At 69.0% G+C, this 12,923-nt stretch carries 4 protein-coding genes; all 4 read right to left on the reverse strand.

What is annotated here, in order from left to right; all coding sequences use genetic code 11:
* Window positions 1–124: 124 nt before the first annotated feature.
* Window positions 125–7,708 carry an SDR family NAD(P)-dependent oxidoreductase gene (locus tag ABEA82_RS16570; RefSeq protein ID WP_345662246.1) on the reverse strand — a complete coding sequence of 2,528 codons (7,584 nt, stop codon included), beginning with the start codon at window positions 7,706–7,708 and terminating at the stop codon, window positions 125–127.
* A gap of 347 nt (window positions 7,709–8,055) precedes the next feature.
* Complete coding sequence (locus tag ABEA82_RS16575; RefSeq protein WP_345662247.1) at window positions 8,056–9,474, reverse strand: cytochrome P450; 1,419 nt, start codon at window positions 9,472–9,474, stop codon at window positions 8,056–8,058.
* A gap of 189 nt (window positions 9,475–9,663) precedes the next feature.
* On the reverse strand, window positions 9,664–10,659 hold the full coding sequence (locus tag ABEA82_RS16580; protein WP_345662248.1) for an aromatic ring-hydroxylating oxygenase subunit alpha: 996 nt from the start codon (window positions 10,657–10,659) through the stop codon (window positions 9,664–9,666).
* Window positions 10,660–10,771: 112 nt separating this feature from the next.
* A complete protein-coding gene (locus tag ABEA82_RS16585; protein ID WP_345662249.1) occupies window positions 10,772–12,655 on the reverse strand; it encodes an AfsR/SARP family transcriptional regulator in 1,884 nt (627 codons plus the stop codon).
* Window positions 12,656–12,923: the final 268 nt, after the last annotated feature.

A 12,923-nucleotide genomic window follows, 5' to 3' on the forward strand; every position in this document is an offset into this window, starting at 1 on the left:
TGCCCGTTCATAGCCGCCAGGAGTAGCGGCTGCTACCACCAGGCACCTTCATGACCTGCTGGGTCGCGGCCGATTCGACATGGCCGCGACCCAGCAGGTCAGCTGCACCCCGACGCGGGGTGTGTCAGGACTGGCTCTCGGGGCGTAGGTGGTGGAGGACGGTGGCGGCGATGCTGGTGAGAGGTGCGGTCATGACTTCGGAGGCGGCGATCGCGCAACCGGTGTGGCGGCGAATGTGGCCGATGAGTTCGGTGGCGGTGAGGGAGTCGGCGCCGAGTTGATCGATGCGGCGGCTGACGTCGACGCGATCGGGTGTGGTGTGCAGACCCGAGGCCAGCCAGGAAGTGAGGGCCTCAAGCAGTATCGGGCGTGCTTCCTCCGCGGTGGCGGCGGCCCGCAGGCGCGGCAGGAGGCTGTCGTCGGCGCCGGCATCCGGCGTGTGGACCAGCGTGGCCGTACGGGGCGCGGTGACGGTGGGGAGGAAGGCCATGAGCGCTTGCTCACGGCCCCTGGATTCGGCGACGACCGCGGTGACCGTGGTGTCCGGGTGGAGAAGCAGCATGTCGAGGCGGTCGAGTGCTTGGGACGAGGTCATCGGAAGGATGCCGTAGTCGCTCATCACCGAGGTGATTCCGGTGCGGAGCACGTACCCGGCGTCGGAGATGGCGCCCAACTGCAGGACGCAGGCGGGCAGGCCGTCCCGCCTGCGCTCGCGCGCGATGTTCTCCAAGGTGAGGCTGGCGGCGCTGTACGAGGCTTGCCTCCTGTTGCCCAGCAACGCGGCGAACGACGAGTACATGGCGAAGAAGTCGAGGTCGCGGTTGCGGGTGTGGGCGTCGAGGAGAAGCGCTCCGGTGAGTTTGGGGTTCAGGACGGTCAGGTACCGCTCGACGGACAGGTCGGTGATCTCGTCGTCGTCGAGGACCATGGCGGCGTGGATCACCCCGGCGAGCCGGCGTCCGCTTGCGTCGAGGTCGCGGAAGAGCTGGTCGACGGTCTTCGGGTCGGAGATGTCGACAGCGCGCGCGTCCACCTGGACTCCCTGGTCGTTCAGGCTGCTGACCAGGGCGGCGGCGTCTTGGTTGCCTGCGGTGCCCCGTCGGCTGACGAGCGTGAGGTGCCGCGCTCCCCGGCGGACCAGGTGCCGGGCGGTCTCGGCTCCGAAGCCGTCAAGTCCTCCGACGACCAGATAGGTTGCCGTGGGATCCAGCACCGGCGCCTCGGGGGCGCGATCGAGCCGGACCCCGTCGTCGAGGACGATGACGGTCTTCCCGGCCAGCTGGCCGGCCAGGACGCCGTCCATGGCTTCGTAGATCTTGTCGGCGGGGTAGACCATGTGGGGCAACGGGCGGCATTCGCCGCTGTCGATCACCTTCTGCAGGTCCCGCAGGCAGCGGTCCACCGTGAGTGAGGATTGCTCGAACCAGCCGACGACGTCGATGGCGTGAACGGTGGCGTCGCGGTCCAGGGGCGGCATGTGCAGCGGCGTCGGTGATGACGCGGCGAGCGGTCCGACGTCGAAGAAGTGTCCCCCGGGCGCCAGGAGGTCCAGCGCACGCTGGCGCAGGTCCGCGGTGATGGAGCCGAGATTGAGTATGACGTCGACGCCGCCTCGGGCAACGTGCCGGACCTCCTCGGCGAAGCCGGGAGCACCGGAGTCCACCACCTGCTCGACGCCCGGAAGATCCAGCAGGGCGCGCAGAGCCGGTGTGGGGGCGCCGACGATGACGCGGCTTCCGGCGCGCTGCGCGAAGTCGACAGCCGCCAGTCCCGTACCGTCCGCTCCACCCAAGACGAGGACGCTGTCGCCGGGACCGAGACCTGCCAGGTGTCCCAGGACGTGGTGCGTGGTCAGCTGAGCTATGAGGAGGGTTGCCGCGGCGGCGAAGCTGACCTGCTCGGGGAGCTTCACGACGCGGTCGGCGCGCAGGTTGATGTGCGAGGCCAGCCAGCCGCCGGGCGTGATACCGGCAACCCGGTCTCCTGGGACGATGCCGGTGACGTCGTCTCCGACGGCGGTCACGATCCCCGCGCCTTCGCAGCCGAGGTGGACGTCGCCCGGCCGCGCGCCACGGGGCGGGAGCAGGCGCCCTGTGGCGAAGAGAGCGTCACGGCCGCCCAGGGCCGCGGCCTGCACGCGGACGGTGATGTCACCCGGCCCCGGTGCGGGGACGCCGCGGTCCTGCCAGACAAGCCTGTGGGGGGTGCCTGCTTCGCCGTGGACGGCCAGTGCGAACTGCTCAGTGGCGCCGTGGGCGCGTGTCTGCCGGGTTTCGGGCAGCGCCCGCACCCGCACAGCGAAGCGCCCACGAGGAGTGATCACGCATTCGTCTTCGGCATCGAGGTGGGTGATCTCGTACGCGACGTGGCCGGCCGCCTGCTGTGCCGACTCCGCGGTGCCGCTGACGACACGGATCCTGCGGACGGTCAGCAGCGCCTGTTCGTTGGCCAGAGTGCGGGTGGCACCCCACAGGGCCGCGCCGGTATGTGTCATCGGGGCGTCCAGGCTGTCGGAAGTCGTGCCGGCGACCAGCCACAGGGTGGGCTGAAGATCTCCGCCGGCCTGCGCACAGGCGGTGGCCAGGGCGCTCAGCTGCGCGCAGGCACGGGCAGCACGCGCGGTCGTCTGCTCGACTGTCGTCTGCTCGGTGTCGTCGGCTATCAGGACGATGTCGACCGGCCCCGCGGCCGGCAGCAGAGCCGCCCAGTCCGTCTGCGGCTGGAGATCCGAGAGCACCACCTCGCGTGCTCCCGTGGCGGTCAGGGCGGCTGCCACGAAGTCGCCCAGGCGCTCGCCAGAGCCGTCCCCGCTCTCAGTGATCAGCAGGCACGGGGGGATCGCGCCGTCTGCGTCCTGCTCCGGCGGCGTGCTGCCGGGTCGAACGCCCGTGGCGCGGACCGCCGCGATCACCGATGCGGGAATGCCCTCGTGTTCCGGCTGTGCGCTCAGGAACGCGCTGGTGGAGAACCCTGCCTGCTCCAGCACTGACGGCCACTGGTCGCGGGTCAGTGCCGCGCCGGTCGGCCGCAGATCGGTGTCGGAGGCATCCCAGAAGGAGTCCAGTATGCCGAACAGGGTCGCGACGTAGGAATTGGTGTGCAGTTCAAGGGCGACGAGCTGACCGTTGTCGTCCAGGAGCGTGGCGGCGTTGCGCAGTCCCTGAGTGATGTCGGTCGTCGTGTGCAGGGCGTTGCTCGCGATGACGAGATCGAAGGATCCCGCTGCGAACCCTTGCTCGGTGGGATCGGCGCTCAGGTCGAGGGCGTGGTATTCGAGGAAGTTGAAGGCGGCGAACCGGGCCTCGGCCTTGGGGAAGAACGCCGAGGAGACGTCGGTGTACACGTAGTGCGTACGCTCGGGCGGCAGGTGGGGCAGGATGCGAGCGGTGAAGCCGCCGGTGCCGGCGCCGATCTCCAGAATCCGCAACGGCCGGTCGGCCGGCCAGTCGGCCAAGGCGGCGCGGATGTATGCCACTGCGGCGTCGGACAGGTACGTGAGCCCTGGATCGTGGTTGTACACCTGTGCCGCGATGGGACCGGATTCGCCGAACAGCACCTCCAGCCCCTCCGTCTCACCCGTGAGGACGGCGGGCAGGCTGCGCCCGACCCACGCGGCGGCCTGCCACATCACGACGAGTTCCGGGAATTCCTTCAGCCTGTCCCGCAGAAGCTCCTCGGGAACCGGGGTTGCGCTCCGGCACCAGCTCCCGTCGGCACGAGCGGTCAGCAGCCCGTACCGGACCGCGATCGCCAGCATCGTCTCCACCAACGGGCACAGGCTCTCCCTGACGCCGGCGCTCCTCAGGTCGTCGAGGCTGAAGGCCTGTCCATCGGCCGGTCCGTCGGCCTTGATCGCACCTCGTGCCACCGCGGACTCCAGGATGCTGCTCACCGCGGCCGCCATGTAGTGCGCGCTCAGCTGCCGAGCCCTTTCCATGTGGCCGTCATAGCCACGGTCCCGGAACGCGTCGTCGAGCCGGGCGACGACCGGGACGCACTGATCGATGACGCGTGAGGGCGCGGGGAGCGGAGAGGGGGTGCCGGGCAGCGCGGTCATCCGCGGGCGGGCCCTGAGCACCTCGGTGTAGAGCTCGGGCGCAGGAGAACCGCTGTTCTCGATGCGCCGCGCGTATACGTCCCCCAGGTCGAGCAGGACTGTTCCGTCGGTGTCGCAGACGGTGATGTCAGCCATGAGGCCGGTCTCGGTGACGGACGTCAGCCGCATGTACGCCGTGACGGTGGCGGGCAGGGGACCCCAGACGCGGACGCTCCCCACCGACACCGGGAGGTGCGGAACGTAACGTTGCGCGGAGCCGGAGACGACGTGAGCGGACAGCGGCAGCATCGCTTGGAGGCAGCCGTCGAGGAGCACGACACGGGCCTGATGCTCGGCGCCGGCGAACTGGTCCGTATGAAGCCCGGCCAGCCCTTCGCTGTCCTTGACCGTCAGCGTCGCCAGCGTGCGGAACGCCGGCCCGTAGTTGAGCGATACCGCGGCGCAGGCCCGGTAGTGGTCGGACGCGTCCACGGGTTCGCTGATGCGGCCGGCGAGAGCGGCCACGTCGACCGGGTCAGGCCTGACGTCGGCCAGGCCGCGCCACCGCCCGTTCACGTGCTGGACGGCCTCGATGTCCGCACCGGTGTGCCCGGCGACGACGAAGGTCCCATCGGGACGGACGGTGGTGGTGGTGCGTACCGGAGCCGATCCGGGATCGCTGGGCAGGACCAGCGACCTGGTCAGGGACACGTCGAGGAGTTCCACGGGTCCGCCGGACACCTCGCGGGCCGCCGACAGCGCCATGTCGAGGAAGCCCGTGCCGGGCATGACGACGGCGTCGCCGATCTTGTGATCAGCGATCCAGGCCGCGCCCTGCTCCCGCCCCCACGTCGGGTCGGCCGCGGGCAGGCGCCGGCCCAGCAGCGGATCGGACGGAACCGGCTGGGTCGCCGGCGCCATCTCGTGGTCGGACCACCACGAGGGGTCTCCCAGCTGGTAGCGCCGGCGTTGCCAGGCGTAGGCCGGCACGTCCACGACGCGTCCGCCCCGGGGGAAGAACCGCTCCCAGTCCAGCTGCGCGCCGGCCGCGACCGCGTGCAGCACGGTGCCGTTCAGCGCTTGTGGGCCGGCGCTGATCCGGGTCAGGGTCGACGCCACCTCCACCGGCGCTCCCCCATCGACGGCGATGCGACGCAGGTAGCCGCTGAGCGCCGGGTGAGGGCCGACTTCGACCAGAACGTCACAGCCGTGCTCCTCACCGATGAGTGCCTCGACCGCCGCGGCGAACTGGACCGGTTCACGCACGTTGCGCCACCAGTAGTCGGCGTCCATCTCGTGATCCGCGAGCGCGCGGCCGGTGACGGTGGAGACCATCGGGATGTCGCCCTGGCCGGCATCGAGCTCTCCGAGGCCGTCCAGCAGCGGGCCGCGGACAGCATCCATGGCCGGGCTGTGGAAGGGGTAGTCCAGGCGCAGGAACCGGAAGGACACACTGTCGCGAACACAGCGATCCTCAAGGACCTCCAATGTCTGGCTGTCCCCGGCCAGGGTGACGTCATGGCCGGAGTTCACCGCCGCGATCACCACACGGTCGCTCGCCTCCGTCTCGTCGAGCAACCGCTGAGCCTGCGCGGGCGACAGCCCCACCGCCGCCATCCGCCCGGTCCCGAAGGTGGGCGCCTGCGCGAGGCTGCGGTGCGCGATCACGCGACATGCCTGGGTACGGTCCAGGATTCCGGCGCAGTAGGCGGCCGCGACCTCGCCGACGCTGTGCCCCGCGACCCCGTGCGGTCGCACGCCCCGCTCGCGCAGCGACATGACCAGTCCGGCCTGCAGGGCGAACAGCATCGGCTGCGCCACCTCGGTCAGCGCCCACCGTCCGGTGTCGGGCGCCGCCATTTCCGCCTCGACCGACCAGCCCAGCAGCGGTTGAAGTTCGCGGCTGACAGCCCGAACCTCTGCGGTGAAGGCAGCGTCCTGCCCCAGCAGCTCCGCACCCATCCTCGGCCACTGGGTGCCGTTTCCGCTGAAGATGAACCCGACACGTCCCCGGGCCATGCTGACGGCCGATGCCGTCTCGTCCGACGCGCCGTTTTCCGCCGTCTCCCGCAGTGCGTGCGCGGCCGCCGCGCCGCTGGAGGCCAGCACGGCGGTGCACAGCTCACGGCGCTCGCGACGCCGCGCCGTGGTGAACCCGACATCCACCAGGGCGGAATCGTCAAGGCCCTCCAGGTGGGAGGCCATTGCCAGCGCCGACTCCCGCAGCGCCGCCTCCGTCCGGCCGGTGACCACCACCGGGACGGCCACACCCGGCCGCCTGCCCTCGGTCTTCGCGGCATCGTCCCCGGTGACGCCCGGGGCGGGCGGCGCATCCGGCAGTTCCAGCACCACATGCGCGTTCGAGCCGCCGATACCGAACGAATTGACCCCGGCGATACGCCGCGCGCCTGGCCCACCGTCCAGCGGCTGCATCTCCGTCACCGGGTCGAGCCCCAGCCCGCCGAAATCGATCGCCCGGTTCAACGGTTTCGCATGCAAGGTGGCGGGCACCCGCTGCTCGCGCAGGACCAGCATGGCCTTGAACAGTCCCGCCATGCCGGCAGCGGCTTCCAGGTGCCCCAGATTCGACTTCACCGACCCGATCGGCAAAGGCTTCCCACCGCGCCGCCGCCCCAGAACCCGCCCCAGAGCCTCGCACTCCGTCGGGTCGCCCGCGGCCGTCCCGGTTCCGTGAGCCTCCACGTACGACACCTGGTCAGCGCGCATACCGGCCTCGGCGTACGCACGCTCCAGCATCGCCGCCTGCGCATCCGCACCCGGCATGGACATCCCCAGAGTCCGGCCGTCGGAATTGACCACCGAGGACCTGATCACCGCGTGCACCCGGTCACCATCAGCCAGCGCACGGCTCAACGGTTTCAGGAGCACCACCCCGGCGCCCTCCGACCGGACAAACCCGTCGGCGTTCTCCGAAAACGAGTGACAACGCCCCGTCGGGGAGAGCATCGACGCCTGGCTGGACATGACGTGTCCGCCGGGGCCGAGCACCAGATTCACCCCGCCGGCCAACGCGGCCTCGCAGCGGCCCGAACGGACCATCTCGGCCGCCATGTGCAGTGCCGTCAAGGACGACGAACACGCCGTGTCCACCGTTTGGGACGGCCCATGGAAATCGAAGAGGTACGACATGCGGTTCGCCGCACTGAACGCCCCCGTTCCGGTGGGGGCGAACGAATTCAGCACCCCGGGACGCCGGGTCAGCAGCCCCCAGTAGTCCTGAACGGTCAGCCCCATCACGACCGCCACGTCCGCACCCGCCAGCAGCCGCGGATCCACGCCTCCGTCGTCGAAGGCCTCCACGGCGCACTCCAGCAGCAGCCGTTGCTGCGGGTCGATCTGGCCGGCCTCCTTCGGCGAGATGCCGAAATACTCCGGGTCGAACCCCCACACGTCCCCGACGATTCCGGCCGCCCCGGTATACGCCTTCCCCGGTCGGACCGCACCATCGCTCACGACGAAATCATCGGTACTGAACCGGTCACCCGGTACCGACGTCACCAGATCCTTGCCGGCGGCCAAGGCCTCCCACAGTCCGTCCAACGTGGTGATCCCGCCCGGGAGACGGAGCCCCACCCCGATCACCGCAACGGGCTCGCCGGACCCTTCGGCAGTCCTCGCAGCACTCATGTCGTCTCGCTCTTCACTCACCATCACTGCGCCTGCCTTTCACGTATTTTTTCGCACGCGTGACCGCTTGCGCTTTTCATGTGCGTGACTGCTCGCGTTTTCGGACAGGGGATCCTGTGGTCATACACGCGGCTGCCTGTGATGCTCAGATGCCCGATGTCCGCGCGGGCCTTCTGGCGCGTCACGTAAAGGGCCCGGAATTCGCCGAAGCCGAAAAGCACCACCGCGTCGCCGGAAACGGGGGTCGATATTCTCCGTGAACCGTGGGGGCTTCCTCACCCCAGGGCACGGGCGACCTGTGCGACCGGCTTACCGGTCTCCCTGGGGGGCAGAGCCTGCTTCACTGCCCCCAAAAGGTCCGCGGGTTCGCGCTACGATGTGCGTTCTGACGCGGTCCTGGCAGTCAGGCGCATCTTGAGATGACGTGGTCCCATGGAGATGGTGACGGCCGGATGCTTCTGCCCGGGAATGGTCTCCAGGCGCCAGCGAGAGGCGATCTCCGTAAGTGCCAGCACGGCCTCGGTGATGGCGAACTGGTCGCCGATGCATTTGCGTGCACCGCCGCCGAAGGGGAGATAGGCCTTGTTGCGCGTTGTCGAATGCAGCGCTTCGGCGTCCCAGCGGTCAGGATTGAAGACGTCAGGGTCCGTGTAGTAGCGCGCTTGGCGGTGCACAGCGTAAGAGCTGTACGCGATGGTCGTCCCGGCCGGGATCTCATAGCCGCCCAGGCGGGTGTCCGCGGTGACGATCCTGGTCCACACCATCCCGGCCGGCGGGTACAGCCGCAGCGCCTCGGTGATGATCTGGTTGGCGATTTTGAGGTCGGGCAGGTGGTCGTGGGACACCGGGCTGCCGTCCAGGACGCGATCGGTCTCGGCCCACAGCCGCTCCTGAATATCCGGATTGCAGGCGATGAGGTACAGCGCCCATGACAAGGCGATCGCCGTTGTCTCCGAACCTGCCACCAGGAAGGTCAGGACCTCGTTGCGGAGTTCGGCGCTGCTCAGACGCTCGCTCTGGCTGCCGTCGGCCGGTTCACCGGGGTTGCCCGGATCGCGGGGTGTCAGGAGCGCCGAAAGCAGATCCCCATGGTCCGCCGGGGCCGCCTGGGCCTTGGCGATGATGTCGGTCACGGTGTTGTGGAGTCCTGCCACAGCCCGCTGATAGCGCCGGTTGCCGGGGGTCGGAATCTGGTTCAGGACCGCCGGCGTGAAGGTCTGCCGGTACGTCGCGTGCAGCACCACGATGGCGTCGTCGACCGTCTGACGCAGATCCTCCGCGGACACCATCCCGCCGAGCATCGTCTGCAACATGTTGTGCATCGTCAGGCTCAGCATTTCCGCCGACACATCCAGGACCTGACCATCACGCCACCGACTGGTCCGCAGGGTCGTCCCCTCGGTCATGGCCCGGGCGTACCCGGAGAGCCGGTTGCGGTGGAACGCGGGCTGAACCAGCCGGCGCTCCCGTCGGTGCATGGCGTGCGGGCAGGTCACCAGACCGTCGCCGAACACCTCCCTGGCCTTGTCGAACAGGAGGCCGCCCTTGTCGTAGGTGCGATCGTCGAGAAGTATCTGTGAGATCAGTTCCGGGTCACAGACCATCACCGCCTTGAGCGGGCCGACGGTGACGCGCATCATGTCGCCGTGTGCGGGCAGCGAACGCACGAATGCCCTCGGATCACGGAGTGCCTTCACCGCGTGCCCCACGACCGGGAGGGCTCCAGGCGCTACAGGAACGCTCTTACTGGGATCTGCGATGGTCGTTTTGCGTGCAGACACGTTGCGCATGCGATTCCCCCAGGTGCGTCAAGCCACATTCACGCCCCTTTGAAAAGAGGGCCGGTAGTGAATGTCGGGTGTTTTATTGATGCGACGTAAATGAGCGTCTTTCGCGGCAGTCAGAATATCATCATGCTCACGACAAGGGCGTGACTCGAGCGTGATTGAAGCGTGATTCTGCTGGTGGCCCCCCGCATTTCAGCCAGTCGTAAGCAGCCCGTCCGGGGAGTAGAACTGCCGCGCCCAACGGCGGTAGTGGTCGATGGCGCTCTCCCCAGGGGTGAGTGGGGGATACGGCTCGTACCGCTTCCAGTTCCAGATCCTGGCATCCTGGCCCATCTGGTGGGCTATGGTCCGCACGAGGGCTTGCCCCGCCAGCGCGGACCAGGACGTGGCGGCGGCCTTCCGGAGCCAGGGGGAATCCGCGCGCGAAGCGGTCTGAGCCATGACGACTACACGCAAGTGCGTCCGCCATGGCCCGACCGGGGTCGCCATCAGCACTACCCCCAAGGTCATTCCGATCTGGTGCAGCGTCACCTCCCCCGACGCGAGGCCAAGACCGGACAGGACCAGGCCCTGCTCCACCGTTATGGTCGCCAAGCGGACGGACAACCTGATGGACGCGCTGAAGGAGATCCGCAGCAACGGCCCTTCAGCTACCGGTGGGGCCACCTCACGAAGGGAGACGTTGTGCACGATCGGCTGATGCTGGTAGTCGACGAAGCTCTCCATGACCTCCTGTGGGTGCGAGGTCAGGAGCGTGCTCCAGGTGGCGGCGGGCGCGAACCCGTCATCAGGTAACTCCGAAGGCTCCCAGGCGGGCTGTGCGGCATCATGGCCGTGCCACACATAGATGATCTTGCCCCGCTCGCGCACGGTGAACTGCGCCAGCGTCGCCCGGGGCGGGGCTCCGGCTGGGACCTTGACGCAGGATCCCTCGACGTCGAAGGCGAAGCGGTGGAACGGGCACACCAGGTGCTCGCCGTCGACCAGCCCCCCGGCGCCGAGGTGGGCCCCCAGGTGGGGGCAGTGGGCGTCGACGGCCCGCAGGACACCGCCCCTGGTGCGGTAGAGGACGACATCGCGGCCCATGAAGCGCCGGTTCACCACCGCGCCGGCCGGCACCTCACGGGACAGCGCCAGCCCGAACCATCCCGAGGCGTACGGCAGCGGCGCCCGGTCTCCCCCTCCCACGGCAAGGTCGGTCCGGACCGGAACGGCTCGCGGCCGCACGCGGTGTCGGAGCCTGGCCAGCGATTGTCTGTTCAAGGTCTTCCTCCTCGTCCCTACTTGATCGCCGACGCCGCTACGGTGTCGTGCTGTCCGGTGGCCGGTCCTCTTCCTCCCTCGCCTTCTCGGCGGCGTAGGCACTCACCAGGTCGTCGAAGTGGTACCGCTTGGGTGCGTACTCCCGGATGAGGTGCGCGTAGGCGAGCCCGGTGAGGGCCTGCGTCGCCGCCAAGGTCGGCACGTCGGCCAGTCGGCCCGCGTCGGCGGCGGTGATGTCGCGTACCCGGTGCGCCCCGAGAACGCGGAACATGCGCGCCTCGGCGCTCGTCAGACGCTTGTAGGACCACGAGAAGGCTGCCCGGATGTCGTCCGAGGGCCGGCCGCCGCACAGCGCGTTGAGCCGATTCTGCTCACTCTTCAGTTCCTCGGCCAGGTGACACAGGGGGACCGTGGGTGCTGCGACCGCTCGCGTGGCCGCTATCACCAGCGCCAGTGGCAGGCGTGCGCACTCCTCGGTCACCTCGGAGAGGGCGGCGCTGTCGATGTCGAGGTCGTGGGCGGCCAGCCGGCTCGCGAGCAGGGCCTCCGCCTCGTCCCGGGAGGGCACGTCCAGGGTGGTCAGGTGGGCGCCGTGGGAGGTCACCAGGCCGGTGAGCTTGCGGCGGCTGGTGATGACGACCATGCATTGCGGGGCAGCCGGGATCAGGGGCTGCACCTGCGCGCTGTCATACGCGTTGTCGATCAGGATGAGTATCTGACGCTGCGCCATGGTGGTCCGGTACAGATTGGCATAGGCCGCCGGGGTCATCGTGTCCGGCTCCGGCAAAGAGATCAGCGGGGCCAGGACGGACCGGATCGCTTGCTGAATACTCACCGAGTCGGTCGCTGGGCCAAAAGCACTCAGGTCTATGTACAGCTGCCCATCGGGGAAACGGTCAGCGATCTTATGGGCGAAATGGAGGGCGAGAGCCGTCTTGCCGATTCCCGGGGGGCCGCACAGCACGGAAACCACCGGGGAAGAGCCGACCGGCGACATCTCGTTCGCCACGTCGGTGAGCACCTTGAGCTCGGCCTCGCGCCCGATGAAGTGCCGAGGCTCGGCGGGGAGTTGGTGGGGAACGCCGGCCGGCGGCCGCGGGACCTCGTGCTGGTGCGGGCGCGGCTCGCGCGCGGCGTCGGCGTCGACCCGCTCACGTGGGACGGGCGGTGCCAGGGACTGCATCGGGTCGCCTGCCAGGATGAGCTGCTGGAGGTGCTGCAGCGGACCACCGGGATCGATGCCGTAGTCCTCGACGAGGAGCCGGCGCGCGCGGGTGAACGTGTCCAGCGCCTCCGCCCGCCTGCCACACCGGTACAAGGCGAGTATGAGCTGCTCCCACCGTCGCTCCCGCAGTGGCTGCGCGGTGGTGAGTGACATGAGGAACGGCAGCAGTTCACGGTGCTGGCCAAGGGCCAGCTGCGCGTCCACCAGCGACTCCTGGACGGCGTGGCGGTGCTCGAGCAGTTCCGAGATGACCGGCTGCATGATCGGCGTGTTCGGGATGTCGGCCAGCGGCGGGTCGCCCCAGGTGTCCAGGGCACGCTGGAAGAACCGGGCGGCGGCGTCGACGTCGCCCAACAGCTGGGCCGCGCGCGCCTGCTGGGCCAGGCTCTGGAAGCGGTGCAGGTCCAGCACGTCGTCCTCGTGCAGCGCGAGGCCATAGCCGTCACGGCCCGTCTGCAGCCGCTGCTTGATCGGAGTCGCCTTGCGCAGGCCGTAGAGGTTGCTGCGAAGGGCGCCACCTGGATCGCTGGGCAGGTCAGTGCCCCACAACGCGCCGGCGAGATACTCCTTACTGACGCGACGCTCGCTATTGAGCAAGAGGATGCACAAGATGCTCCGCTGGCGGGGTCTCATGATTGCCAAGGGTTCGCCGTTCGCAAAATGCACCGTAACTGACCCAAGGATTGCGAACTGCACTTCCACTCCTCGTCTCAGTAGCAGTTCTCGCCAACATGAAACCATGTAGCGTCTCGACTCCCGGACGCCCCCAGGCTATTCAACCACTCTTTTGGAGGTTGTCGTCAAGACAGTCGCCCCCTGGGCCATTCGTCCTATACCGAGGGGCGCGCCTATCGGCTAGCCTCTCGTCGGGATGCCTCGTGGGAATTCAGGGCGCCGCGTCCGCGCCGGGACCGAGGGCGGCCAAACCCGGCCGTGGCGGGGGGAATTCTCACACCTCGCACTT

The sequence above is a fragment of the Streptomyces venetus genome, from assembly GCF_039540295.1.
Taxonomy (GTDB): Bacteria; Actinomycetota; Actinomycetes; order Streptomycetales; family Streptomycetaceae; genus Streptomyces; species Streptomyces venetus.